At 64.7% G+C, this 25,787-nt stretch carries 26 protein-coding genes and 1 pseudogene; 3 read left to right on the top strand and 24 right to left on the bottom strand.

The window, feature by feature from the left end:
• Positions 1-17: 17 nt before the first annotated feature.
• Both EXZ48_RS02935 and EXZ48_RS02930 read right to left on the bottom strand, forming a co-directional pair.
• A complete protein-coding gene (locus tag EXZ48_RS02935) occupies positions 18-923 on the bottom strand; it encodes a proline iminopeptidase-family hydrolase (protein ID WP_130514263.1) in 906 nt (301 codons plus the stop codon).
• A 21-nt stretch (positions 924-944) separates the two neighbouring features.
• On the bottom strand, positions 945-2,459 hold the full coding sequence (locus EXZ48_RS02930; protein ID WP_130514262.1) for a leucyl aminopeptidase: 1,515 nt from the start codon (positions 2,457-2,459) through the stop codon (positions 945-947).
• Positions 2,460-2,718: 259 nt separating this feature from the next.
• Here EXZ48_RS02930 and EXZ48_RS02925 point away from each other — a divergent pair, with 259 nt between their 5' ends.
• Entirely contained in the window at positions 2,719-3,621 is a 903-nt protein-coding gene (locus EXZ48_RS02925; protein WP_023514497.1) for a LysR family transcriptional regulator, read from the top strand.
• A 108-nt stretch (positions 3,622-3,729) separates the two neighbouring features.
• Positions 3,730-4,704 (top strand): annotated as a pseudogene (locus EXZ48_RS02920) (threonine/serine dehydratase).
• A 24-nt stretch (positions 4,705-4,728) separates the two neighbouring features.
• Here the strand turns inward: EXZ48_RS02920 and EXZ48_RS02915 are convergent.
• Positions 4,729-5,166, bottom strand: a complete 438-nt coding sequence (locus tag EXZ48_RS02915; RefSeq protein ID WP_207900350.1) for a thioesterase family protein — start codon at positions 5,164-5,166, stop codon at positions 4,729-4,731.
• Between the two features lie 88 nt (positions 5,167-5,254).
• Here EXZ48_RS02915 and EXZ48_RS02910 point away from each other — a divergent pair, with 88 nt between their 5' ends.
• Complete coding sequence (locus tag EXZ48_RS02910) at positions 5,255-6,211, top strand: LysR family transcriptional regulator (protein ID WP_130514260.1); 957 nt, start codon at positions 5,255-5,257, stop codon at positions 6,209-6,211.
• On the opposite strand, the gene EXZ48_RS02905 is transcribed toward EXZ48_RS02910, so the two are convergent.
• The 21 genes from EXZ48_RS02905 to EXZ48_RS02805 form a co-directional block, all read right to left on the bottom strand.
• The gene (locus EXZ48_RS02905; RefSeq protein ID WP_050744642.1) at positions 6,208-7,236 is read right to left on the bottom strand and encodes a histone deacetylase family protein; all 1,029 of its coding nucleotides are present in this window, start codon (positions 7,234-7,236) and stop codon (positions 6,208-6,210) included. The genes EXZ48_RS02910 and EXZ48_RS02905 overlap by 4 nt on opposite strands.
• Positions 7,233-7,727 carry a GNAT family N-acetyltransferase gene (locus tag EXZ48_RS02900; protein ID WP_130514259.1) on the bottom strand — a complete coding sequence of 165 codons (495 nt, stop codon included), beginning with the start codon at positions 7,725-7,727 and terminating at the stop codon, positions 7,233-7,235. Before EXZ48_RS02900 ends, EXZ48_RS02905 begins: the two co-directional genes overlap by 4 nt.
• Before the next feature lie 9 nt (positions 7,728-7,736).
• Entirely contained in the window at positions 7,737-8,666 is a 930-nt protein-coding gene (locus EXZ48_RS02895) for a 3-keto-5-aminohexanoate cleavage protein (protein WP_023516444.1), read from the bottom strand.
• A gap of 9 nt (positions 8,667-8,675) precedes the next feature.
• Entirely contained in the window at positions 8,676-10,046 is a 1,371-nt protein-coding gene (locus EXZ48_RS02890; RefSeq protein ID WP_130514258.1) for an aspartate aminotransferase family protein, read from the bottom strand.
• 45 nt (positions 10,047-10,091) lie between these two features.
• Positions 10,092-10,856: an amino acid ABC transporter ATP-binding protein gene (locus tag EXZ48_RS02885; protein ID WP_130514257.1), complete on the bottom strand. Its 765-nt coding sequence runs from the start codon at positions 10,854-10,856 to the stop codon at positions 10,092-10,094.
• Positions 10,853-11,512: an amino acid ABC transporter permease gene (locus EXZ48_RS02880; RefSeq protein ID WP_130514256.1), complete on the bottom strand. Its 660-nt coding sequence runs from the start codon at positions 11,510-11,512 to the stop codon at positions 10,853-10,855. The genes EXZ48_RS02885 and EXZ48_RS02880 overlap by 4 nt, the downstream gene beginning before the upstream one ends.
• 2 nt (positions 11,513-11,514) lie before the next feature.
• Positions 11,515-12,165: an amino acid ABC transporter permease gene (locus EXZ48_RS02875; protein WP_130514255.1), complete on the bottom strand. Its 651-nt coding sequence runs from the start codon at positions 12,163-12,165 to the stop codon at positions 11,515-11,517.
• A gap of 74 nt (positions 12,166-12,239) precedes the next feature.
• Positions 12,240-13,025, bottom strand: coding sequence for an ABC transporter substrate-binding protein (locus EXZ48_RS02870; protein WP_130514254.1), 786 nt, complete (start codon positions 13,023-13,025; stop codon positions 12,240-12,242).
• A 332-nt stretch (positions 13,026-13,357) separates the two neighbouring features.
• A complete protein-coding gene (locus EXZ48_RS02865) occupies positions 13,358-15,454 on the bottom strand; it encodes a molybdopterin cofactor-binding domain-containing protein (protein ID WP_130514253.1) in 2,097 nt (698 codons plus the stop codon).
• Complete coding sequence (locus EXZ48_RS02860) at positions 15,454-15,930, bottom strand: (2Fe-2S)-binding protein (protein ID WP_023516437.1); 477 nt, start codon at positions 15,928-15,930, stop codon at positions 15,454-15,456. Before EXZ48_RS02860 ends, EXZ48_RS02865 begins: the two co-directional genes overlap by 1 nt.
• Positions 15,927-16,913, bottom strand: coding sequence for an AraC family transcriptional regulator (locus EXZ48_RS02855; protein WP_130514252.1), 987 nt, complete (start codon positions 16,911-16,913; stop codon positions 15,927-15,929). Before EXZ48_RS02855 ends, EXZ48_RS02860 begins: the two co-directional genes overlap by 4 nt.
• A 48-nt stretch (positions 16,914-16,961) precedes the next feature.
• Positions 16,962-17,912 (bottom strand): electron transfer flavoprotein subunit alpha/FixB family protein, encoded by a 951-nt coding sequence (locus EXZ48_RS02850; protein WP_130514251.1) that lies wholly within the window; start codon positions 17,910-17,912, stop codon positions 16,962-16,964.
• Complete coding sequence (locus EXZ48_RS02845; RefSeq protein ID WP_130514250.1) at positions 17,909-18,661, bottom strand: electron transfer flavoprotein subunit beta/FixA family protein; 753 nt, start codon at positions 18,659-18,661, stop codon at positions 17,909-17,911. The genes EXZ48_RS02850 and EXZ48_RS02845 overlap by 4 nt, the downstream gene beginning before the upstream one ends.
• A 64-nt stretch (positions 18,662-18,725) precedes the next feature.
• Positions 18,726-19,970: an acyl-CoA dehydrogenase family protein gene (locus tag EXZ48_RS02840; RefSeq protein WP_130514249.1), complete on the bottom strand. Its 1,245-nt coding sequence runs from the start codon at positions 19,968-19,970 to the stop codon at positions 18,726-18,728.
• A gap of 212 nt (positions 19,971-20,182) precedes the next feature.
• Positions 20,183-21,235, bottom strand: coding sequence for a S9 family peptidase (locus EXZ48_RS02835; RefSeq protein WP_130514248.1), 1,053 nt, complete (start codon positions 21,233-21,235; stop codon positions 20,183-20,185).
• A gap of 37 nt (positions 21,236-21,272) precedes the next feature.
• Positions 21,273-21,815: a gamma carbonic anhydrase family protein gene (locus EXZ48_RS02830; protein ID WP_130514247.1), complete on the bottom strand. Its 543-nt coding sequence runs from the start codon at positions 21,813-21,815 to the stop codon at positions 21,273-21,275.
• Positions 21,816-21,839: 24 nt separating this feature from the next.
• Positions 21,840-22,172 (bottom strand): cupin domain-containing protein, encoded by a 333-nt coding sequence (locus EXZ48_RS02825; RefSeq protein ID WP_130514246.1) that lies wholly within the window; start codon positions 22,170-22,172, stop codon positions 21,840-21,842.
• 8 nt (positions 22,173-22,180) lie between these two features.
• Entirely contained in the window at positions 22,181-23,185 is a 1,005-nt protein-coding gene (locus EXZ48_RS02820) for a zinc-binding alcohol dehydrogenase family protein (protein WP_130514245.1), read from the bottom strand.
• A gap of 31 nt (positions 23,186-23,216) precedes the next feature.
• Positions 23,217-24,095 carry a 3-keto-5-aminohexanoate cleavage protein gene (locus EXZ48_RS02815; RefSeq protein WP_023512137.1) on the bottom strand — a complete coding sequence of 293 codons (879 nt, stop codon included), beginning with the start codon at positions 24,093-24,095 and terminating at the stop codon, positions 23,217-23,219.
• Positions 24,095-24,856 carry an SDR family NAD(P)-dependent oxidoreductase gene (locus EXZ48_RS02810; protein WP_023512136.1) on the bottom strand — a complete coding sequence of 254 codons (762 nt, stop codon included), beginning with the start codon at positions 24,854-24,856 and terminating at the stop codon, positions 24,095-24,097. The genes EXZ48_RS02815 and EXZ48_RS02810 overlap by 1 nt, the downstream gene beginning before the upstream one ends.
• Positions 24,857-24,859: 3 nt before the next feature.
• Entirely contained in the window at positions 24,860-25,786 is a 927-nt protein-coding gene (locus EXZ48_RS02805; protein WP_130514244.1) for a dioxygenase, read from the bottom strand.
• Position 25,787 lies beyond the last annotated feature (1 nt).

The raw sequence follows: 25,787 nt of genomic DNA, 5'->3' as shown, positions 1-25,787 counted from the left end.
CCCTTTTCTCTCTGTTTCTACCTGTCATGCTGATTGAGAAAATCTCCCACCACCCGCATGCAGTCGTCCTGTTCCTCGACATGCGGCATGTGGCTGGAATGCTCGAATATCTCCCACCGCGCACCCTTGATGCCGTCCTTGAAGGGCTGCACGGTCGCAGGCGTGGCTTCGTCATGGCGCCCGGAGAGGATCAGCGTCGGCGTGTCGATGGCCGGCAGGCGGTCGATGATGCTCCAGGTTTTCAGCGTGCCGATGACGTGGAATTCGTTCGGCCCGTTCATCAGCGTGTAGACGGTCGGATTGCGCGCGGCCTGCTCGAAGCTCGCCGTCACCTCCGGCGGGAACGGCACGACGCGACAGACATGCCGTTCATAGAAGGCCATCGTTGCCGCCTGGTAATCAGGATGGTCCGTCGTGCCCGCCGCCTCGTGCCGCGTCAACGTGTCCTGCACGTCCCCAGGCAGGTCGGCGCGCAGCCGGTTCGCCTCCGCGACCCAGAGCGTCATGGAGGCGGGTGAATTGGCGATGGTCAGCGAGGCGAGCCCCTTCGGGCGCAGCACGGCGTATTCGGCGCCCAGCATGCCGCCCCAGCTCTGGCCGAGCACATGGAACCCACCCCGGATGCCGAGGTGGTCGACGAGGTTTTCCAGTTCGTCGATGAAGAGCTGCGGCGTCCAGAAATCCGCGCCCTTCTCCGGCAGGAGGGTGGAGTTGCCGCATCCGAGCTGGTCGTAGTGGATGACGGCCCGGCCGTCGCGGGCAAGCAGCTTGTAGGCGTCGACATAGTTGTGCGCGACGCCCGGCCCGCCGTGCAGGATCACCACTGGCAGCTTGTCGCCAGCGAGGTCACCGCTGATGCGATACCAGGTTTCATACTCCCTGAACGGCGCCCGCCCCTCGGTGCTGTTGATCGTCGACGACATTCCCATTCCTTTCCCGCACATTCAGGCGCCTTTCCGGCCGGCCTGAACCCACTCTTCCAGCATCTGCACGCCAAAGGCCGTCGCCCCCTGCCGGCCGAGCGGCCGGTCCTCGCCCGCCAGCTCCTTGCCGGCGATGTCGAGATGCACCCAGGGGCGATCCTCGGTGAAATGGCGCAGGAAAGCCGCAGCATAGGGCGCGTCGCCATCTTCCATGTCCTTGGCGTGATGGCGCAGGTCCGCCAATGGCGATTTAAGACCCTCGTCATAGGCCCGGTCGAGCGGCATGCGCCAGAAACGCTCGCCGACCGTTTCGCCGGCAGCGATCATCTCGGCGGCAACCGTGTCGTCGGTGCTGAACAGGCCGGCAAAGATCGAGCCGAGGCCGCGCATCACCGAATAGGTCAGCGTCGCGAGATCGACAATGACGGAGGGTTCGAAACGCGTCGCCGTATAATAGAGACAGTCGGCGAGGATCAGGCGCCCCTCCGCGTCCGTGTCGAAGACTTCGACGGTCTGGCCGGAGAGGGTGGGAATGATCTCGCGCGGCTTTAGCGAATGGCCGGACGGGAGGTTTTCGGCAATGCCGAGCACACCGACGGCATGCACCGGGCTCTTCTGCCGGGCGAGCGACAGGAGCAGACCGACGACCGCCGCCGCCCCGGCCATGTCGGCCTTCATGTCGAACATCTGCGCGCCGCCCTTGATGCAGAGCCCGCCGGAATCGAAGCAGACGCCCTTGCCGACGAAGGCGAGCGGCTGGTCGCCCGAGCCTTCGCCGCGATAGCGCAGCACCGCGAGCCGCGGTGGCCGCACCGACCCCGCGCCGACCGCAAGCAGCGCGTCTGCGCCAAGTTCCTTCAGCGCGGCGGCATCGAGCACTTCGACGTCGATGCCGGCCTCGCGCAGCGGCTCCAGATGCGCGGCAAAACTGTCGGGATGCAGATGGTTCGGCGGCAGATTGACCAGCGTGCGGGCATATTCGACGCCATCAGCCACGGCATTGGCGCGGACAAGCGCCGCATCCAGGGCAGCTTTTTGTGCGCCGACCAGCCGCAGCCGCCAGACAGTGTCAACCTCGGCCACCGGCTTCCTGTTGCGAAGGTCGAAACGGTAGCGCCGCAGCCGCAGCCCGAGGGCGATGCGCGCCAGGATCTCCGCTGCTGAAAGCGGCGCGCCGTCGATCCGGTCGAGGAGGATCGTCGCCTCGGCCTCGTCCTTCTCTTCCAGATGCGCGGCAAGCTTCCCGCCGGCTGCCGAAAGGGCAAGCGCCGTCAGGCTCTCCGCCTTGCCGAGGGACAGGACGATGACACGCCGTGTCGATACAGAGGGTGGCGGAACGAGATCGACGACGGCACCGCTTTCGCAAAGCGCCGGTTCAGCAGAACAGGCCCGCGAGAGAATGCCGCCCATGCCCGCATCCAGCACGGCTGCACGCGCGCCGAGTGCCTGCCCGGCTGCGTGCAGGATCACGATGACGGAGCTTTCGACGGATATATCGTCTGCCGCTTCGAAGACCGGTGCGGGCGATTGGGGCATCTGGGCGTACTTCCTGTTGCAGCGCCGGTGATCGCCGCAGCCGACACCGCCTGCCCGGGAACGGCTTGCTGCCGACCCGGGCCATGACGGTTACGCCACAAGCCGACCACCGCTGAAGGCGAGATGGTGCCAGAGGCCGAATTACCGTTTCCCCATGGCGACTTAGGACCCTATCTCAAATCGGTACGGGTGAAGGTTCAAGCGTCAATTTCGTCCACATCGATTGACAAAAACTCAGGTGATAATCCATGCTGATTTTATGGCATTACCCTCCCTCAACGGCATGCGCGCATTCGAGGCCGCCGCCCGCCTCGGCAGCATCAAGGATGCAGCGGAAGAACTGCATCTGACGCCCTCGGCCGTCAGCCGGCACATCCGCACGCTGGAAAAGACCCTTGGCCAGGACCTCTTCGAGCGCGGCTTCCGGCAGGTGACGCCGACCATGCGCGGGTCCTACTATGCGCGCAGCCTCTCGGAGGCCTTCGAGGCGATCTGGCGAGCGACGGAGGATGTCAGCTTCTACGACGAGCCGCGCGGCAGCAAGGCCCGGCGCGTCAAGCTGATGTGCGAGCCGACCTTCCTCAATCTCTGGCTGGCGGATCGCCTGCCAGTCTTCCGGCGCCAGCATCCGACCGTCGATCTCGAAATCTCCACCTCCGGCAAGCGGACCAATGTCGATTTCGCCATCGTCGACGAGTTCGTCTACAAGGCCGGCCCGGCCCTGACGATGATGGTGCCGCTGCTGCTGACGCCGGTCTGTGCGCCCTCCGTGCTCGAAGGCCCGATCCCGCTGCGCTCGCCCGCCGATCTGGTGCACCATCACCTGATCCACGAATGCGAGACCACGCGCTGGAAGCAATGGCTGGAGCGGGAGGGCATTGCCGATGCCCGTCCCCCGTCAGGCTCGACGCTGCATGACTGCACGCTGATCATGCGCGAGGCGATGAACGGCGCGGGCATCGCGCTCGCCGATACGATCATGGCGCAGGATCTCTTGCGCCAGGGCAAGCTGGTCGCCCCGTTCGCCGCCCGCCATGCCTATCCGGCCGGCTACTACCTGCAGCAACGGCGCAGCATCGGCAACAAACCCGGCACGCGCCTTTTCCAGGACTGGTTGTTGGCCGAGGTCGCGGAGCACAAGCGCGCAATGGGTATCGAATAGAAACAACCGGGCGACGGCCGGTCCTGTCACCATGACAAGAACGAGCGTTCTCAACGCCGCGGCGGCCCTCTATGAAACAGGCACCGCATCAGCTGAAAGCTTGCTTCAATGACATCCATCGAAATGATCGTCGCCGCCAGATCCCGCCTGCAGGGCCATGCCCGGCGGACGCCCCTGCTATCCTCTCCCTTCCTGGATGAGATGGCCGGACGACGTGTCTTCGTGAAGGCGGAATGCCTGCAGCACACCGGCTCCTTCAAGTTTCGCGGCGGCTAGTCCGCCCTTTCGGAGCTGGAGCCGGACGTGCGCAAGCGCGGGGTGATCGCCTTCTCGTCGGGAAATCATGCCCAGGGCGTCGCTCTCGCCGCCACGCGGCACGGCGTTCCGTCCGTCATCATCATGCCCTCGGATGCCCCGAGGCTGAAGATCGACAACACCCGCGCCTTCGGGGCAGAGGTCGTTCTCTACGATCGCGACAGGGAAGACCGGGACGCCATCGGGGCGCGGCTTTCCGCGGAGCGCGGCCTGACGCTGATCCGGCCCTTCGACGAGCCGCTGGTCATTGCCGGCCAGGGCACGACGGGCCTGGAAATCGCGGAACAGGCGGAAGAGGAAGGCATAACGGCAGCCGACGTGCTGGTGCCCTGCGGCGGCGGCGGGTTGAGTTCAGGCATCGCCCTCGCGCTGGAGGCCACCGCGCCGGGCTTTACCGTGCGTACCTGCGAACCGGAGAATTTCGATGACACCGCACGCTCGCTGGCGGCCGGAGAGGTCGTGCGGAACGCCACGCTGTCGGGCTCGATCTGCGATGCAATCGTCACCCCGGAGCCCGGCAGGATCACCTTCCCCATTCTGAAGCGTCTCGCCGGGGCCGGCATTGCCGTGACGGAAGAGGAGGTCCTTCGCGCGATGGCACTCGCCTTCAAGCGGCTGAAGATCATCGTGGAGCCCGGCGGGGCCGTCGCCCTTGCGGCGGCGCTCTTCCACGGTGCTGCGATCAAGGGCGATACCGTGATTGCCGTTACCTCCGGCGGCAATGTCGATACGGATCTGTTCACCGCAGCGCTCCAGCGCTTCGGCTGAAGGCACGGCCTTCCATCAAGGCCGTCATAGGGCGTCTGTGCTATCCATGTCCGTCTCCAAAAGACCGCGGACGCCGCTCACGATGGTTTCCGGCAGGACGCGCGATTCCCGGCGCGCAAGGTCGAAATAGACGGAGACGGCCAGCAATTCGGCGCAAAGGTGGCCGTCCGCCTTGTCCAGCAGCCTATGAAGGGTGGTGAGCGAGGTGCGCCCGACCTTGACGACGGCGCTGCGGATTTCGAATAGGCTGCCGACGGGCAGCTCCCGCCGGAAATCGATCTCGTAGCGGCGGTCCGCCCAGCCCTCCTGCCGCTCGGCGATCCAGGTCGCCGAGTAGCCGGCCGCGGCGATCAGATGCCAGAACGCCTGGTCGAAGGCGGCGATATAATATTGCACGTTCATGTGCCCCATCGCATCGCATTGCGCGGGATAGACGACACCCTGATAGGTGAGAAGCGGCACGGCGGATCTCCTTTGTCCGTTGAAACCTTTGACGCCCGATGGGCGCATGCAATAGTCGCGGCCCGAAGCATAATTTCAGGGAATGCACATGGCGCGGCAAAGACGGCGTTTCGTCTGGGAAATCGACTGGAACCTGCTCAGGACCTTCATGGTCATCGTGCAGGAACGCGGCCTGACCGCGGCGGGCGAAAAACTCTCCCTCAAGCAGCCGACCGTCAGCAACGCCCTGAAGCGGCTGGAAACCCATATGGGCTGCCGGCTGGTCGAGCGGAACGCCTCGCATTTCGCCGTCACGCCCGCCGGACAGCGGCTGTTCAGCGAATGCATCGCTCTGTTCGAGATCGTCTCCGGCCTGCCGCAGCACATGGAGGAGCAACCCGGTGACCTGACCGGTCATATCGAGATCGCGCTGGCGAGCCATGTCGTCTGCCCGTTCCTCGACGAGGTGCTGGCCGGTTTTCACACCACATTTCCCCAGGTCACGCTGTCGCTCTCCGTCGCCTCCAGCCAGGAAGTGACGACGGCGGTGCTCAACCGGGACGCCGGTTTCGGCATCTGCCTGATGCAGGAGCGGCATCCGAAACTCGAATATGACGTGCTCTACCGGGAGAGTTTCGGTTATTTCTGCGGCGCACGGCACCCGCTGTTCGGCGTCAAGGACCTACCGTTGCAGGCGCTGCGCCAGGAGCCCTACGTCTCCTTCAAGACGGACCAGATGTCCGGCGCACTCTGGCCCGTCGCGCTCCTGCGCCAGCAGGAAGGGTTCGAGGGCCAGACCGTCGGCACCTCCTCGCATCTGGAAGAGGTCAAGCGGCTCATCATCGCCGGATTCGGCTTCGGTCCTCTGCCGATCCATGTGGTGGAGGAAGATGTGCGCGTCGGCCGCCTCTGGCGCCTGCCGCCCTATCAGGACCCGCCAGTCATCGACGTTCACCTCGTCTATGACGGCGCGGCCCGCCGCAGCCGGGCCGAGACGATCCTGCTTGCCGAACTGCGCCAGGCGATCGCCACGATACCCTTCGCGCAACGAACCTATCCCGCCTAACCGTTCTTCGTACCCAAACCGGTGAGAAAGGCCGTCAGGTTGTCGCCAAGGGCGTCGCAGAGATAGCCGCCCTCCTGTACGACGACGGTCGGCAGATGCAGCGCCCCGATTGCCTCCGCGATGCGCGCAAAGCCCGGCGTCGAGACCGAGAGGCCACCGAACGGATCCTTTTCGAAGGCATCGAGACCGAGCGCCACGACAAGCGCATCCGGCGCGAAGGCCCCGATGCGGCGGATGGCGGCGGCCAGCGCCTCCAGATAGACGTCGTCGCCGGACTTGCGCGGCAGCGGCAGGTTGAAATTGTAGCCGAGACCTAGCCCTTCGCCCCGCTCGTCGGCATGCCCCCAGAAGAAGGGGTAGAAACGCACCGGATCGGCGTGGATCGAGACCGTCAGCACGTCGGCGCGCTCGTAGAACATGCCCTGCGTGCCGTTGCCGTGGTGCAGGTCCACGTCGAGGATGGCGACGCGTTTAGCTTGCCGCAGCAGGTGCTGCGCGGCGATGCCGGAATTGTTGAAGAAACAGAACCCGCCGGCGACGTCCCGGAAGGCGTGGTGGCCCGGCGGGCGGCAGAGGGCGTAGGACCATCGCTCGCCGGCCATCACCGCTTCGGCGGCGGAAACGGCCGTAGACGCGCTCCAGCGCGCACTCTCGAAGGTGTGTTCGGAGATCGGGCAGGACGTATCGGCCATGTGATAGCCGGCCTGCCCGACCGCTGAGGCGGGATAGCTGCCCGTGCGGGCGATCGGGTGAATGTTGGGGATGACCTCCGCGGAAGCCCCCTCGATACGCTGCCAGCGCTCGTAGATGCGGCTCAGGAAGTCGATATATTCCGGCGTGTGCACAGCAGAAACGGGTGCGAGGCCATGATCCCCAGGCCGCACGATCTCCGTGCCTGCCGCCCGCGCGCCGGCGAGCAGGCGCTCGACGCGTTCCGGTTGCTCCGGGTTCGGCTGCGGCGCGCCGCTGGAGAGGAAGAAGCTCGGATCGTGGCGTTTCTGTTCTTCCGCAAAAAAGGTCTTCATGGATCTCCCTCACCGGCGAAATTGTCGAAATCCGCGCCCTTGATCATGTGGATCTGCTCGCTGCGGGAATGGCGGATCCCGAGGCGATCGTAGACGGCCTGCGCACGCACATTGTCCACATCGACCGACAGGCGCATGTAGCGCGCACCGTGCGCCCGGCCATTCTGCGCGGTGGCGCGCAGAAGCCGTTCGCCGATCCGCCTTCCGCGAAAGGCATCCGCAACGAAGAGGTCCTGCACATAGAGGCCGGGCTCGCCCATCCAGGTGGAAAAGCTCGGGAAGCTCAGGCACAGGCCGGCGAACGTCGTCCCCACCTCGGCGATCAGCACCTCGAAGGCCGGCGCCTCGCCGAAACCGTGGCGGCACACGTCCTCGACCGTCGAGACGAACTTCGTCTCCGCGCCCATGTCGATGGCCATGGTCCTCAGCGCCGCATGGATGGTCGCAGCGTCATCGGCGACGGCGAACCGGATCGTGATGTCGTCCTGCATGTTTTCTCCTCAGAATGCGACGCGGTCGCCACCCTTGAGACCGAGTATGGCGCGCGCCTCGTCGGGCGTTGCGACCTCCAGCGAAAGACCTTCGAGGATCGCGCGGATGCGTCGTACCTGATCCGCGTTCGAGGTCGCAAGCGCACGGCCATCGAAAAGACTGTCCTCCAGGCCGACGCGCACGCTGCCGCCCATGGTCGCCGCCATCGTTATCATCGGCATCTGCCTGCGCCCGGCAGCGAGCACCGAGAAACGGTAGTCATCGCCGAACAGCTTGTCGGCGATACGCTTCATATGGACGAGGTTTTCCGGATCCGCGCCGATACCGCCAAGCACGCCGAAGACGAACTGCATGAAGGGTGTGCCGGGGATGAGCCCGCGATCGCGGAAATGGGCGAGCGTGTAGAGATGCCCGACATCGTAGCATTCGAACTCGAAGCGCGTGCCGCACCCCTCGCCGAGACGTTTGAGGACCGTCTCGATATCGGCGAAAGTGTTGCGGAAGATCGTGCCGCGCGTCGCTTCCAGAAGCGCGGGCTCCCAGGCGTGTTTCCACTCCCGCGGCCGGTCGAGCATCGGGAAGAGGCCGAAATTCATCGAGCCCATGTTGAGCGAGCACATCTCCGGCTCGGCGGCGAGCGCTGCAGCCAACCGGTCCTCCAGCGCCATGACGGAGGAACCGCCGGTGGTGATGTTGATGACCGCATCGCTCGCCTGCCTGATGACCGGCAGGAAGCGCATGAAGACCTTGGGATCGGCCGTCGGACGGCCGTCATCCGGGTCGCGGGCGTGCAGGTGCAGGATCGATGCTCCCGCTTCTGCGGCTGCGATGGCTTCGGCGGCGATGTCCTCCGGCCTGTAGGGCAGATGCGGCGACATGGACGGCGTGTGTACCGACCCCGTCACCGCGCAGGTGATGATGACCTTGTCCGATTTCATGACCGGCTCCTACTTCGTGACTGGCAGCGAAAGCTCGCCGGCAAGTTGCGCCAGCGTCGCATCGAGGATCGTCACGATCTCGCCGACCTGCGCCTCGGTGGTGATCATCGGCGGGCAGACGAGGAAATGATCGCCCTCGACGCCGCCGCGCGTGCGGCGCGAATAGATGATGAGGCCGCGCTCATAGGCAATGTCGACGACGCGCTGATGCGCATCGAGCGCCTTGGGCAGCGGTGTCATGGTCGCACGGTCGGACACGAATTCGGCGGCGAGCAGCAGGCCCTTGCCGCGCACGTCGCCGATGAACGGGTAACGTTCGGCAAGACCCTCCAGCTCGGCCTTCAGAAGAGCGCCGATGCGGGTGGCGTTGCCGAGCAGATCCTGCCGCTCGATCTCGTCGAGCACGGCAAGCCCCGCCGCGCAGGCGAGCGGATTGCCGGCATAGGTGTAGCCATGGGCAAAACCGCCGCGATCGAGCACAGGCTTCACCAGCCGGGAATGGGCGATCATCGCACCGAGCGGGCAATAGCCGGCGCCGAGCCCCTTGGAAAGCGCAACGATATCCGGCCGGCAGTTCCAGTGGTCACCACCGAGATAGCGGCCGGTGCGGCCGGCTCCGCTCATCACTTCGTCGTGGATCAGGAGGATGCCGTACTTGTCGCAGATCTCGCGGATGCGCGGATAATAGCTGTCGGGCGCGACGAGCGCGCCGGTGGAAGCACCGCCGATCGGCTCCATGATGAAGGCGAGAACGCTTTCCGCCCCCTCCTCGAGGATCTTTTCCTCCAGCATGTCCGCATAGCGGATGCCGCGCTCCTCCATGGAAAAGTTGTCGCGGTCGAGATAGGCGGTCGGTGCCTTGATGTGCGGCATGTCGCGCAGCATCGGCAGGAAGGGTTTCTTCAGCGCGTCATAGCCGGTGACGGCGAGCGCACCGAGGGTCGAGCCGTGATAGGAAGGGAAGCGCGAGATGACTTTCCAGCGCTCCGGCTGGTCGGTGGCGAGCGCCCATTGCCGGGCGAGCTTCAGGCAGGATTCCACCGCCTCCGAGCCGCCGGAGACGAAGAACACCCGGTCGAGCCCCTCGGGCATGTAACCGGAAAGGCGCCGCGCCAGATCTTCCGCCGGCTGGTTCTCGAAATGCAGGCGGTAGGCAAAGGTCGCCTTGTCCATCTGCCGCTTCATGGCATCGAGCACGTTGCGGTTGGAATGGCCGATATTGACGACCATCGCGCCGCTCGAGCCGTCGATGACCTTTCGGCCGTGTTCATCCCAGATGTAGATGCCCTCCGCCCGGTCGGCGAGCGGCCGACGCATGCGGGATTGGTAGAAGAGGTGGGAGGCCGGGCGTTCGCCGGATGCATTCTGATGCTGGCTCATGATCGATCCATGAAAGAAGGAAGCGGTTTCAGCGGCCGGAAAACTCTAGCCGCCCAGGAATTTCTTCAGGAAGCTGCGGGTGCGCTCCTGCTTCGGATTGCGGAAGAGCTCGGCCGGGCTGCCCTCCTCCACGACCGCGCCATCGGCCATGAAGATCACCCGGTCGGCGACTTCGGCGGCAAAACGCATCTCGTGGGTGACGATCACCATGGTCATGTGCTCGCTCGCCAGCTGCTTCATGACGAAGTTGACCTCGTCCACCAGTTCCGGATCGAGCGCCGAGGTCGCCTCGTCGAACAGCATGACCTTCGGCTGCATGGCAAGCGCCCGGGCAATCGCCACACGCTGTTTCTGCCCGCCCGAGAGGCGTGCCGGAAAGGCATCGATCTTGTCGGCAAGGCCGACCTTGTCGAGCATCTTCAGAGCAAGCGCCCTCGCCTCCGCTTTCGCCATGCCCTTCAGCTTGGTCGGGGCGATGGTGATGTTCTCCGCAACGCTCAGATGCGGGAACAGATTGAAGTGCTGGAAAACCATGCCCATCTGCTGGCGCACATTGTTGATGTGGCGTTCGAAGGAACGGCGATCAAGCTTTTGATTTACCTGAACACCATCAAGCCAGACCTCCCCGCCATCGAGCGTTTCGAGATGGTTGATCGAGCGCAGCAGCGTGCTCTTGCCCGAACCGCTCGGGCCGATGACAGCGACGATCTGGCCGCGCGCCACGCTGAAATCGATGCCCTTCAGCACCTCCAGCGGCCCGAAGAATTTTTGGGCGCCACGCACCTCGATCATCGGACGGGTATCGTTCATCGCGAAAGCTCCACTTTCCGTTCGATCCCGCGCAGGACCGCTTCGAGGATGAGATTGAGGCCATAATAGAGGGCGGCGGCCGTCAGGTAGAATTCGAAGGGCCGATAGGTCTCGCTGATGACGAGCTGGGCGCTGTGCACCAGTTCGGCGATACCGATCATCGAGACGATCGACGACTCCTTCAAGAGCGCGATCATCATGTTGCCGACCGCCGGCACCGTGTTGCGCACCGCCTGCGGCACGACGATGTAGATCCGCGTCCGCCAGGCCCCGAAGCCGAGCGAGCGCGCCGCCTCCGTCTGCCCCTTGTCGAGGGATACGATGCCGGCGCGAAAGATGTCGGCATTGTAGACGGCGAAATGCAGGCTGAGAGCGATGATGCCCGACCAGATGGCGGGAATGTCGATGCCGATTTGCACGAGGCCGAAATAGATGAGGAAGAGCTGCAACAGCAGCGGCGTCCCCATGAAGAGCCACATGAAGAGACGCACGGGATAACGAACGACCGGCGTGGCATAGAGCACGAGAAGGGCGAAGCCGATGCCGGCGAGAACGCTGAGCACGGCGGAGGCGGTGGAGATGACGACGGTCCACCACAGGCCCTTGCCGATCAGCGGCCAATATTCAGGAACGATACTGAAATCGAGACCCTGCATCTTCACGCCTCCCCGGCATAGGCGCGGTCGAGACGGTCGATGGCGAGCGTCAGGCCGTAGACCATGATCATGTAGAGCACCGCCGTCACCGCGAAGATCTCAAAGGGTTTGTAGGTGGAGCCGATGAAGCGTTGCGCCGTGTAGGTGAGTTCCACCACCGAGATGGTGGCGACGAGCGCCGTGCCCTTGACCAGCGCCACGGCATTGACGCCAAGCGGGCGGATCATCAGCTTGGCGGCCTGCGGCAACACGATCCAGCGCATGGACTGCCCTTCGCCGAAACCCAGCGAGCGTGCCGCCTCCATCTGTCCCCGATCGACCGACAGCACGCCGCCGCGGATCGATTCCGCCATGTAGGCTGCGATGTTGAGCCCGAGCGCAATCGCCCCTGCCGCGAAAGGTTCAAGCTGGATGCCGACCTGGGGCCCGCCGAAATAGAGCAAAAAGATCTGGATGAGCGCCGGCGTGCCCCTGAACAGGCTGACATAGGCCGCACCGACGAAACGCAATGCCGCGACGTGCGAGAGGCGGAGCATCGCGATCAGCGCCGCCACGGCAAGCCCGATGGCAAGCGACAGCAGGGAAAGTTCGACGGTCGTCCAGGCCGCCTGGACGAAGACTGGGACAATGCGGCCGATGAGAGCGATATCCATTGCCGGATCCTCGGCGATCGGTCAGCCGGCCGGCAGTTTCCCGCCGGGCCGGCCCTGTGACGGGCAGAAAGAGATCAGCGGATGTCCGAGCCGATCCACTTCATGGCGATGGCCTCATAGGTACCGTCGGCCATCATGTCGTCCAGCGCCTTCTGCATGGCGGCCTTCAGCTCCGGATTGCCCTTGCGGATGGCGATGCCGATCCTGTCCTCGGTACCGGCAAACTCGGGCACGTCGAGCTTGACGACCTTGTCGCCCGTCTGCTTGACCGCGATCGATACCGGCACCGCATCGACGATCATCGCCTGAATGCGGCCGGCCTTGAGTTCGAGGAAGAGCTCCGGCAGCCCCTTATAGGTGCGGATTTCCCAGCCGCCGCGCTCGCGTGCCCATTTCTCGTGGGTTTCGCCGAGCGTCACGCCGATCGTCTTGTCCTTGAGATCGTCGATCGACTTGATCTCGGACCCGTCCGAAACGAAGACGCCGCGCCCCGACTTGTAGTAGGGGCCGACGAAATCGACGGCCTTCTCGCGCTCCGGGGTAATGGTCATGCTGCCGATGATGGTGTCGTATTTACCGGCAAGCAGGCCGGCGATGATGCCGTCCCAGGCGGTGCTGACGCCGGCACCCTTCACGCCGAGGCGCTTGGCGATCTCGTTGCCGATATCGACGTCGAAGCCAACGGTCTGGTTGCTGTCGTCAACGAAGCTGAAGGGCGGATAGGCGCCACTGTTGGCGAACTTGAACTCTCCCGCGGCCTTGATGGTCTCGAGGTCGTCGGCACGCGCGGCGAGCGGCGCTCCGAGGACGGAGAAGGCAAGGCCTGCGGCCACGGCATAGGACAGAATGGATTTCAACATGATTGTTCCCCTTGTTGGTGCAGGATCACCGCCGGAGCAATGACGCCCTTGGGGGACGATATGTCGCCAAGCCCATGCATTTCGCAAATAGATATATGAAATGCAGTTCATAGCTTCAGAAAATGATATACTTGATGCCTGCTATCGCCCACTGTGCTTCCTTCAAGCGCCACCGGCGGCAGATCCGAGTTGGTTTGCTCGGGCCGGATCACCATGACAAGCTCCTGGGCCGGATCGACGGTGAACCTGCCGAAATCCGCGCCTTCGCACGCTCTTCGCCTGATCAACTCGCTTTGCGGGATTCTGGAAAACTGGAACGCAACGGCTGGCGGTCAGGCATTCATAAGCGCCTCGATCAGTCGGTCCCGCGTCAGCGGCAGGTCGCGCATCCTCAGCCCGAGCGCGCGGGACGCCGCGTTTCCGATGGCCGCGGCCACCGGCCCCTGTGCGGCCTCGCCCGCGCCGAGCGGCGGGTGCATCGGATCGATGATGAACCGTGTCTCGATCTCTGGAATTTCCGAGAATTTCAGGATCGGATAGGCATTCCAGTCCAAGGCCGGCACCCGGTCGCCCTCAACCTTGACCTCTTCCTTGAGGGTCCATCTCGCCGCCTGGATCGCGCCGCCCTCGATCTGGCTGCGCGCGCCCTCCGGGTTGATCACAAGCCCCACATCGGCGCAAAGCCACAACCGCTCCAGCCTGATCTCCTCTTCCACCGAGACCTCGGCAACCGCAGCAAGCCAGGCGCCCTTGTTCTTGTAGCGGGCGGCGGCAATCCCAAGCGACCGCCCCTCACTGGCCCCGTGGCTGCCGGGCCAGCTGCTCATTTCGGCCGCCCCTTCGAGCACGGCGCGACAGCGCTCGTCGCTAAGATGGCGAAGCCGGAAATCCAGCGGGTCAGTACCGGCGAGATCCGCCAGTTCGTCCATCGCCGATTCGATGGCAAAGACGTTGAGATGGGCGCCGAGCGAACGCAGCGAAGAGGTGCGGATGCGGCTGCGCGTATCGAGCCGGACCGTCACGGTCTGGCCCGGGAAGTCATAGATCGCCACGGCATTGCGCGCGGCACCGCCACCGGCAACGGCGGGAAGGTCCGCAACCTTGCCCGGCAAATGGGCGCTGTCGAGCGCCTCGGCCGAACTGAGATTGACATGGCCGCCGAAGCCCGGGCGCTGGGCATGCGGTTCGCTCACCACCGAGAGGTTCCAGGACGTCACCCTGCCGGCGGCATCGATCTCCGCGTCGACGGCCGCGGACATGGCAGCCCCCAACGGACCGCGTCCGAGCTCGTCCTCCCGTGACCACTGGATACGCACCGGCTGGCCCGGCCGTTCCAGTGCGATGATGGCCGCATCGAGCGCGGCGTCGTCGGCACCGTTGTGACCGTAGCAGCCGGAGCCGTGCGCATGGACGACCCGAACCGCCCGTAGCGCGAGCCCGAGGCATCTGGCTATCTGCGCGCGAAGCGGAAAAATACCCTGCGAATGGCTCCACACCGTCAGCCGGCCGGCATCGAACAGGGCAAGGGCACAGGACGGGCCGATCGATGCATGCGCCACACGTGCCCGCGAGTATCGTTCGTCAAGCCTCGCCGCCCCGCGAGAAGACGGGGCCGATCCAAGCCGGGTGACAACCTCCCCGGCGGTTTCCGCCGGCCGCCAGCGGCCGGGCACCTCTTCCCATGTGGTGAACCTGCTCGCATCGGCATGTGCGGCATGAACACCATATTCGTCCGGTCCGATGAGGGCGAAAAAGTCGTTCCTTCGCAGAACCGCGATGCCGGGATAGCGGCGCTGCAGCCATGCCTCATCGACATCGGCGAGGCGAGCGAGCCGGAACGGTTGCCGGATGACCCTGGCATGCAGCAGCCCCAGCAGGGAAAGATCATGGATGAAGCCGGCACCACCGCGCTTTGCCGCCATATCGATGCGCGCGTGGTCGGCGCCCACAGCGCAGCGCGCGGCAATGGGCTGGACAGGCACATTGCCACGGACGGGCTGCTTCCAATCAACCAAGGCGGCGACCGACCAGAAATCGAGGCCCGTCGGTGCACCCTCGAGAAGCACGATACCATCGTGACACGAGAGACGGGCAGAATCCGTACCAAGGCGGGCGGCGGCGGCATCGATCAGCGTTGCACGCGCCTGCGCCATGGCGATGCGGATGGAGGCGCCCGAGACCTCGACGGACTGGCTGCCGGCGGTGATGCCCTCGTCCGGCGAGCAATCGGTATCGCACGGGGCCAACCTCACCAGCCTTGGATGGAGACCCAGTTCATCGGCGGCAATCTGCGCAAGCGCCGTGAGGATGCCCTGGCCGAGTTCGACCTTGCCCGAGCGGATGGCAACAACGCCCGGCTCATCGAAGGAGACCCAGCGACCCAGTTCGGGATTGTCCTGGAGGCTTTTGGGAAGCGCGTTGTCCGCCATCACACCGCCTCGCCGAGACGGGCCACGGCACGCTCCGCCGCGCGCAGGATACTGCCATGCGCTCCGCAGCGGCACAGGTGCTTGTCGAGCGCCGCGAGGATCATGTCCCGGCTCGGCCGGCGCTCCGTTTTGAGCAGCGCATGGAGACGCATCAGGATACCGGAGATGCAGTATCCGCACTGGCCGGCCTGCTCCACCTCGAAGGATGCGAGCAGGATCGCGCCGACACGGTCGTTCGCCAATCCCTCGGGCGTCGTCACGTCAGCCCCGGCCAGGGCAGAAACAGGTAGCGTGCAGGAATAGCGGGCCTGCCCGTCAATGCTGAGCACGCATGCCCCGCACTGCTCCAGGCCACAGCCGAAATGGGTCGCCTTGAGATCAAGCTGGTTGCGCAGCACGAAGAGAAATGGCGCCTCACCGGTTTCATCAACCTGCGCCGGCGATCCGTTGAGCCGGAAGGAGACGGGCGCGCTCATGGTTTGCGCTCAGCAGTCGCGGCGCGGTCTTCCTTCGCCCGCTTCAGCCGGTAGGCCGTCGGCGTCATCCCCGCCGAACTCTTGAACGCCCGAAGGAAATACTTCTCGTCGTTGTACCCGACGCGGTAGGCGATCTGACCGATCGTATCGTCGGTGAGGACCAGACGCTCCCGGGCGTCCTCGATCCGCATTTCGCGGATCAGCACCTGGAAACTGGTGCCGGTATACTGGCGGATCAGAGCGCACAGCCGGCTCTTGGAGAGACGTGCGGCGGCCGCCGCTTCATCGAGGCTCGGGCCACGTGTATAGTTTTCGCCTATGAACTCGGCGATGCGGCGCATGTGCCCGCTGTCGCGACCGACCACCGGCAGCGTCCTCGACAGTTCGGCGAATTCGGCCTCGTGATCCTGGCACAGCGTGGCAAGCATCAGCGTAAGCTCGGCACGGACGATCTCCGCTGCCCCGATGCGCTCGGACCCGTGCTGGTCGATCATCGACCTGATTGCGCGCTCCGTTCGTTCGCTCTGTGCGGTATCGAGATCGAAGTTCACATGGTTCTGCCACGCAAAGGGAGTCAGCTCCGGCGCCAGCCGCACCAGCTCCGCCACGGGGTAGGAGCGCGTGATGTTGGGGCGCAGGAAATCGAGATCGAAATAGGCAACGACACAGCGCGTCGCATAGTCGAAACGGATCTGGTGCGGCACCATCGGTGCGATGAAGTAGATGGAACCGGCTCTGGGCTTGTGCGACGTCAGGCCGATCCGGATCGCCGGCGCATCCGACAGGAAGTAAAGAATCTGAAAATAATCATGCTTGTGGGCGGGGTAGAGCCGCTGGGTGTTCTCCACGAGCCTGATGTGGAAACGCGGGCTGCCGGATCGGTCGAGCGCATAGGAACGGAAGGGGGCGACCTCGCCCCGATCCTGCCGATCGTCGTCCGGGTCCACTTGCGGTGGCTCCGTCCTGCCGCTTCCCTTGGCCATGTGCGCTCCTGTCCTGCGATCCTCTCAAGAAACGTGGTCTCCGATCGCCTAGGTTTTTGCACCCTCGGCAACCGCGGCATGAAACTCCGGCACGGCTTCGAACAGATCCGCGACCAGACCGTAGTCGGCAACCTGGAAGATTGGCGCGTCCGGGTCCTTGTTGATCGCAACGATCACCCTGGAATCCTTCATGCCGGCGAGGTGCTGGATTGCACCGGAAATGCCGCAGGCGATGTAGAGGTCGGGCGCGATGATCTTGCCCGTCTGCCCGACCTGGAGATCGTTCGAGACATAGCCGGCATCGACGGCCGCGCGGCTCGCGCCGAGCGCCGCCCCCAGCGCGTCGGCCAGCGGGGCCAGCACCGTTTCGAAGTTTTCAGCGGACGCCAACGCCCGCCCGCCCGACACGACGGTCCGCGCGCCGGCCAGTTCCGGGCGCTCGGATCGCGACAGTTCGCTTCGGACGAACGACGACCGCCCCGGATTTGCCGGAATGGCAACGGCTTCGATCGGTACCGCCGCAGCTGCAATGGATGCAGCAGGAAAGGACGAGGCGCGAACGGTCAGCACCGTCTTCGTGTCCGTGGAGCGGACGGTCTGGATGACGTTGCCCGCATAGATCGGGCGCTGGAACAGGTCCGGCCCGTCGACCGCAATGACGTCGGATATCTGCATCACGTCGAGCAGCGCAGCGACGCGCGGCAGGATGTTCTTGCCGCTGGTGGTGGAGGGGGCGAGGATGGCGTCATAGCCGGCGGCGAGACCGATGATCAGCGCGGCCACCGGCTCGGCAAGCCGGTTCGACAGGGCAGCGTGGTCCGCGACGAGCACCCTGGCGACGCCAGTCAACCGGGCCGCTGCTTCGGCGGCCGCGCCGCACCCCTCACCTGCGACCAGGACGTGGACATCGCCCCCCATTCTTCCCGCGGCGGAGACCGCCTTGCCGGTCGCTTCGTCAAGCAGCGTGTCGTGATGCTCTGCAAGTACGAGAATGGTCATGCGAGAACTCCTGCTTCCGTGCGCAAGCACGCAACAAGTTCACCCACCGATCCAACCTTGATGCCGGCCTTGCGGGTTGCCGGCTCGTGGACCCGCACGACCGTCAGGCGCGGCTCCATCGCCACACCATAATCCGCGGGCGTGCGTTCATCGATCGGCTTTTTCTTGGCTTTCATGATGTTGGGCAGCGAGGCGTAGCGCGGCTCGTTCAGCCGGAGATCGGCGGTGACGAGCGCCGGCAGAGGCAGATTGACTGTCTGCTGGCTGCCATCGACCTCGCGGGTGACCTCGATGGTCCCGTCGCCGACGACGATCTTCGAGGCAAATGTCCCCTGCCCCCATCCCAGCAATGCCGACAGCATCTGGCCGGTCTGGTTGGCGTCGTCGTCGATCGCCTGCTTGCCGGTGATGATGATATCCGGCCATTCGGCCTCCACGACGCCTTTCAGGATCTTGGCGACGGCGAGCGGTTCAACCACCGCGTCCGTGCGGACCAGGAGGCCGCGGTCCGCGCCCATCGCGAGGGCCGTGCGCAGCGTTTCGGCTGATTTTTCCGATCCGATCGACACGACGACGACGTCGCTCGCCTGACCCGCCTCCTTCAACCGGACCGCCTCCTCGACGGCAATCTCATCGAACGGGTTCATCGTCATCTTGACATTCGCAAGGTCGACGCCCGAGCCGTCCGCCAGGGCACGCACCTTCACGTTGGGATCGGCGACCCGCTTTACGGCAACCAGTATCTTCATCTCCGTTCCTCCTTTGACAGGCGCTGGGGCAGGCGAACCGTCCTGCCCCCTCGCCCGCTTCGCTTCAGGTTTCCGGGCCGGCATATTTGCCGGCGGTGGCGGGGAACATGTTCTTGATGATCTTCATGCGGCTGACATCCACCGTCGCATCCATGTGCAGGAAGATCGCTGCATCGCGGAACAGCTTTTCAATGCCGAATTCCAGCATGGCACCGTTGCCGCCATGAAGCTCCAGCGCATGGGTCGCGACTTTCATGATCTCCTCCGAAGCATAGACCTTGGCCATGTTGCAGAGAACGTCGGCATCGGGATGCGCCTCGTCCACCGCCTTCGACGCCCGCTCGACCAGTGACCGGACGGCTTCGATGCGCGTTGCCATGTCGGCAAGCCGCAACGCCACGGCCTGGTGTTTGATGAGGATGCGCCCACCCTGGACGTAGTTCTGGACATAGTCCGCCGCGCGCTCGAAACAGGCAACGCCGACCCCAAGGTTCTTGGCGGCCTGGATGATCTTGCCGGCACGGAAATACTGGCCGGCAGAGGCCAGCGCCGTGCTCTTGACGAGCAGATGGTCAGCCGGAATGCGGCAATCCTCGAAAACCAGCTCGCCGTTGTTCATGAACCGGCAGCCCATGGTTTCGTTGCACTTGGTGACGGTCAGGCCCGGCGTTTCGCGGGGAACCAGGAAGCTCGATGTGCCCTGCAGCATGCCGACGGAGGGATCGGTGTTGGCATAGACGACATAGAGACTGGCGTCGAAACCGTTCGAGATGAACTGCTTGCGACCGTTAATGACCCAGTGGTCACCGTCCAGCACCGCCTTGGTGTGCATCGAGGCTTCCGGCACATTGTAGGGCAGCCAGCGGTCGGAGGCGCCCCTCGGTTCGGTGAGGCAGTGCGCCAGAAGGAACTTCGGATCCTCCAGCAGGCGTGGAAACCACTTCTCCTGCAGGTGCTTGGCAGCGAATTGTCGGATGACGATCGAGACCTTCCAGTTCTGCACCAGCTTGTCGGCGAGGCCGGAATCGCCGCGGGCGATTTCCTCGGAGATCAGGGCGAAGGTCCGTACCTCGGTCTCCCGCTCAAGATCGATGCCGCCGAACGCCTCCGGCACGCCAAGGGTACGGATGCCGATCGCCTCGGCGCCTTCGAGGATCGCGCCCGGCAACCGTTCGCCGGGACTCATGTCCCATTCGCGTTGCCAGTTCGACCGGATGAAGGGCGTCACCACATCGTCGACAAACGATCGGCAGCTGTCGCGCATCAGGCGCTGTTCCTGGGACAATATCCCGTCATCGGCGTGTATCATCGTCGCTCCCCTTGAGTGCCAAGCGGTCAGCTGCTTGGTCTTCCGCTGTGCCTCAATTGGTATCAGCACCCTGGATATCCGATCAGGCGGTGGTGTCCGCTTGTGGTGGACAGTCGTCCAGCTTCAAGTGGACATTTTCTACTTCACCCCGTCCGATCGACTTGTCACCCGAAGCCGTCAGCTTCGCGCAAGCGCTGCCATAATCGGCAGCGCTAGACTTTCAGCCGCTCCGCGAGCCAATCGGCAACGAGGGGCCGATACATCCAGGGAATGTTGTTGCAGACATGGTTTCCGGTCGGAAAGACGTGCAGTTCCGCACCCGCCCTGCAGATGTCGGCACATTTTTGCGCTTCCGACGGCGGAAAGATCCTGTCGCGTCCGCCATGCAGGACGAGCGCGGGAACTGCCGGTCCCGTGATGCCCGACAGGGTGAAGCAACGTGCGCTTTCGACAACGTCATCGCCCCCCAGCGCAAAGGTCATATTGTCCTGATAGACCTTCGGCAGCGTTGGCCAGAGCGCCCCGAGATCGTAAAAACCGTTGATGGAGACGACGGCGGCAAGCCCCTCCAGCGCAGCCGCCGCCCGCAACGCGAGGAAGCCGCCAAAGGCCATGCCGACGAGGCCGACGGCACCCGTCAGGCCGGGCCGCCCCTCGAGCGTCTTGATCGTAGCAGCGACCACCGGCGCGATATCAGCGCGCAGGTGGCCGTGGGACCGCCCCTCGCCCTGTCCCGGACCGTCAAGCGACAGCGTCGCCACGCCGCGAAGGAGGAAGTGCCGTTCGAAGGCCGGGAATTCCTCCTTGGTCGAATCCGATCCGGGGATGATCAGCGCCAGCGGATGTGGCCCCGCTCCGGCCGGCCGGCGGAGATAGCTGCGCAGCACACCGCCCTCGAACGGCACCTCGACCAGTTCTCCGGGGTGCTCCAGCAGCGGTGCGGACCTGCGGAAAGTTGCCACCTTCAGCGCCGCGACGCGCTCCTTCGCATCAAGGTCGTCGAAAGCCATGAACTGACCGAAGTGGTAGAACAGGCTGGCGCGGGCGAAGGCTTCGCCTGCAGTGACTTCGCGGCCCTGCGCAAGGGCCGCCTCGCCCATCGCGGCATGGCGGTCGCCTTCGGCGCTCCAGGCGGTGAGCCAGTTCTCCCAGACGCCCGCGCTGTCGATCACCGCCCTCGCCGTTGCCGACGGTATGCCGGCGACCTCCTTGCGCGGCAGCCAATGTTCCACCACACTCAGCAACCTGTTTTCCGCCTCGCTCATTCTCTCGTCCTTCCAGCGTTGCCGAACATATCCGTTTTCAGGGGTCGAACATTTCAAGGTCACGGGAATAAGAGTCTGCCTTCGCACGGTATCGTTCCGCGCCGCGTGACAGGTTCTCCGCCGCATCCCCATCGAGCGTCCTGACGATTTTGGCCGGAACACCGATGACGAGCGATCCGTCCGGCACCACCATGCCTTCGCGAACGAACGAATTCGCCCCGACCAGGCACCGCTCGCCGATCCGGGCGCCGTTGAGGATGGTCGCGCCCATGCCGATCAGGCTGCCTTTGCCGATGCTGCAGCCATGCACGATCGCATTGTGGCCGACGGTGACGTCCTCGCCGATCGCGACTGGAAACCCCGGATCCGTATGAATGACGCAGCCGTCCTGGACATTCGAGCCGGCACCGAGGGTTATCGGTTCGTTGTCGCCGCGCAGGACAGCGTTGAACCAGATGCTGACGCCCGTGGCGATGCGCACGTCGCCGATGACGGCTGCGCCCGGGGCAATGTAGAATTCGCCGTCTGCCGGCAGGCTGGGCGCCCGGTCGCCCAGCCGGTACAGTGTCGGATTGTGCATGATTTCCGGCCCATCCCTTCGGCTTCAGGTCGGCATTGCGAGAAGGATCGATGCCGGCGCATTGGTGCGGTTGACGAGTGCGCGCGCTTCGCCCGGCGCCAGCCGGCAGCTGTCGAGCACACCGAGCGTAACGGCAGTATCAGCGGTTTCGACCGTGACCTCGCCGGCAACGACGATGTAGATCTTCTCCACTGCCGCCGCCTTGAGCGAGGTGCGTCCGCCCGGCAAGAGATGCGACAGGCCGATCCAGATCGTGTCCGTCGCCGTCGCCTCCTTGCCCTGCAGGCGCAGGCAGTGCATGTCGTAGTGTTCGGCCGCCTCATAGGGCTTCGCCTCGCTGTAGCGCGTGACCTGCATGATGCGTCCTACGGCTTGAGCAGGACCCGCTCGGGCGTCCCGCGCAGCACTGAAGCGTAGGCCTTCGCAGCGTCCTTGAGGTCGTGGCAGCAGTCGGGATTGATCGGGAACGGCTTGAGCAGGCCCTCCTCGAACTTCAGCTTCAGCCGGTCGAATATCCGCGCGCCATCGACGGAGGACAGCGCCAGCGTGTCGATGCCTATATATTTGTGGCGGCCGCGGAAGAAGTTGAAGATGTCGAAGGGCACGGCGCGGTCGAAGGTCGAGATGAATATCTGCCGCGCCTGCTTGGCCATCGCCTTGTTGGCGATCTCGAAATAGGGGCTGCCGACGGTGTTGAAGACGATATCGGCGCCGTGACCGCCCGTCATGTCGCGAACGATGGCCGCGACATCGTCGACGGCGCTGTTCAGCATCGTGACCGGGCCGTTGGTGTGGCCCATCAAGGGCTGCTCGTTGTACTCGACGGCGAAGACCTTCGCCCCGGCCATGGTGGCGAGCTGGATTGCGGCCTGCCCGACCTTGCCATTACCGCCGCAGACGAGCACGACATCGGTCGGCTGGGCGCCGCCCGCCTCGCGCAGGCCCTCATAGGCGGTGATGAAGGGCACGCCGACCGAGCCCGCCTCCTCCATCGAAAAGGTCTTCGGCTTGGCGCGCACGGCCTTCTGGTCGAGCACCATCCATTTGCCGTGGCTGCCATCCTGGCTGATGCCGAGCTCGCCGCCGCCGCCCCAGACCTCCATGCCGATCATCTGCGACGGCCCCTCGCGCACGATGCCGCCGAAGTCGCGCCCGGGTATGCGCGGCCAGATGGCGTGCGGCATGTGGCCGAGCGAAGCCTTGACGTCACTGGGATTGACACCCGCCGCGACGATCTCGACCAGAACCTGGCCGGGGCCCGGGCGCGGTACGGCCACCTCGACGACATCGATCAGAAGATTATCGAGATCCGGCGATTTCTGGGAAACCCTGAGGGCGTTGCCGGCTTTGGCGCTTGCTTGAATGTTCATGTCTTCGTCTCCTTTGCTCCAGCTGCGCCGCTCAGGCCGCAAGCCCCAAGATTTCCCTGGCTTCCGACGGACCGGCAATCTGCCCGCCAAGTTTCTCGATCAGATCGCGGGCGCGCTCCACCAGCTCGCCATTGCCCTTCGCCAGCACGCCCTTGGCGATGTAGGAATTGTCCTCGAGGCCGACGCGGACGTGCCCGCCGAGCAGATAGGCCTGCATCGCCATCGGGAACGACATCCGGCCGACGCCGAAGCCCGTCCAGACGGCATCGCGCGGCAGCATGCGCGCGGCGGTGGCCATCACGTCTGTCGTGGAGGGGAAGCCGTATTTGACGCCGGTGACGATGGTGAACATTGCAGGCGACGTCAGCACGCCCGCCTTCATAAGATCCTGCGCGAGCACGATGTGGCCGGTGTCGAAGACTTCGAGCTCCGGCTTGGAGCCGGCCGCGTTGATGATCTCGGCCATGATCTTGACGTTGGCGGGAGTGTTGATCACCACCTCGTTGCCGAAGGTCATGGTGTTGAGGTCGAGCGTGGCAATGTCGGGCTTCAGCGCGGTGATGTGCTCGACACGCTTTTCCGGCCGCATCAGCGTCGTGCGCGGACCGGCCACCGCCGGGTTCTCGTCGCTCGGGTGGTAGCGCCCGCCCGGTCCCGTGGTCACGTTGAGGATCAGCGCGTTGTTCTTCGCCCTGATCCGCTCGACCACCTCGCGGTAGTGCTTCAGCTCCATCGACGGTTTTGCCGTTTCGGGATCGCGGACATGGATGTGGGCGATGGCCGCCCCGGCATCCGCCGCCTCGAGACAGGCGTTCGCAATTTCCTCCGGCGTCACCGGCAGGCCGGGATGGTTCTCCCGGGTCGTCAGATTGCCGGTCACGGCACAGGTGATGATGACTTTCGGCTGCATTACAGGTGCCTTCCTCCATCGACGACGATCCGGCTGCCGGTCGAGAACTTCAGATGCGTGGCGCAGGAGACGATCGCCTCGGCGACGTCCGCCGGGCTGGTGATCCGCTTGAGCGGGGTGGTCGCGGCGACCTTGTCGGCAAACTCCTTGCCGCGGCCCGGGACGAACTGCGTGTCGACGGCGCCGGGCGACACCACCATGACGCGGATTTCGGGGGCAAGCGCCCGGCCGAGCGAATTCGCCATGATGTCGACGCCCGCCTTGGCGCCGCAATAGGCGACATTCGAGCCGATGCCGGTGAAGGCGGCGATCGACGAGACGTTGACGATCAGGCCGTCACCGCTCGCCTTCAGCGCCGGCGCGAAGGCGCGGATCGTGGCGAAGACGCCGCGCCAGTTGTTGACGAAGATACGGTCGATCATCGCGTCCGTCAGGGCATCGAGATCGCCATGCGCCACCGGTTCCGTGACACCTGCCGTGTTGACGAGGATGTCCACTCGGCCAAGCCTCTCCAGCACCGCATTCCGGAACGCCTCGATCGTCGTGGTCTCTTCGATCGAGACCGGCAGCGCGACATGGCCTTCGCCGGCAAGTCCAGCGACGATTTCCTCTGCCTTCTGCCTGCCCGAACGGTAGCCGACGACAACGGCCGCACCGGCGGCGGCGAGCATCCGGCAGGCCTCCCGGCCAATACCACCGGAGCCCCCGACGACGACGGCCACCTTGCCCTCAAGCGGTTGATGGGAATTGTGCGCTGCCATGGATCAGCTCTTCTTTCCCGAAATCGGCGGCACAGGCATTGTCGATTTACCGGGCACCAGCTTGAAATCGTATTCACAGGTGTAGAAGGGCAGGCTCGCGTCCGGATAATCGGGATGCGGCTCGGTATGCATGACGAAGTTGCCGACGATCTGCTGCTTGGCACCGAACACGACATCGGCTGCCAGTGCCTCGGGCGTGTCGGAAAAGATCTGCGTGATCAGGGTCTTGTGCCCCGGCGCTGAAACGATGAAATGAACGTGCGCCGGCCGCATCGGCTCGCGCTTCTGGGCTCGCAGCAGCACACCGACGGGACCGTCCGTCGGCACCGGATAGCCTGCCGGCTTCACCGAGCGGAAATGATACCGCCCATCGGCCTCGCTCGTGAACTTGCCGCGAAGGTTGCAGTCCTCCTGGGTCGCGTCCTGGTTCTCGTAGAGACCCACGGGGGACGCCTGCCACACATCGAGCACGGCGCCGGCGACCGGCGCGCCGTCGATCCCGATCACCCTGCCGGAGAAGAAGAGCGTGGCGCCGGGCGTTTGCGAGCGCGCGATGCAGTCGCCGTTGGTGCAGATTGGCGCGCCACCACGGTAGAACGGACCGAGCAGCGCCGACATCGTCTCGCCCTGCATGCCGTCATTGTTGATGAGGTCGATCAGCGTCGATGCGCCGACCACGTCCGCGGCAAGCACCACCTCGTTGTGGAACTCGTTCGTCAGCTGACCGATCTCGACGATCCAACGCAGCGCATATTCGAACTCCTCCTCGGTCGGGCGGGTCTTGAGAATGAACTGGTGAAGGTGTTCCACCAGCACGGTCATGACTTCCTTCAGCCGCGGATTGTCGGTGTTCGCCATCGCCGCAAGCACCGTGGGTGTGACATCCGCTTCCTTCGTGATGAGCTTGGGGGGGCTGCTGATATAGTCCATG

This window comes from Shinella sp. JR1-6 (assembly GCF_004284735.1).
In the GTDB taxonomy this organism is placed as follows: Bacteria; Pseudomonadota; Alphaproteobacteria; order Rhizobiales; family Rhizobiaceae; genus Shinella.
The sequence above is the reverse complement of the archived record's forward strand: the minus strand, read 5'-3'. Positions and strand labels throughout refer to the sequence as shown.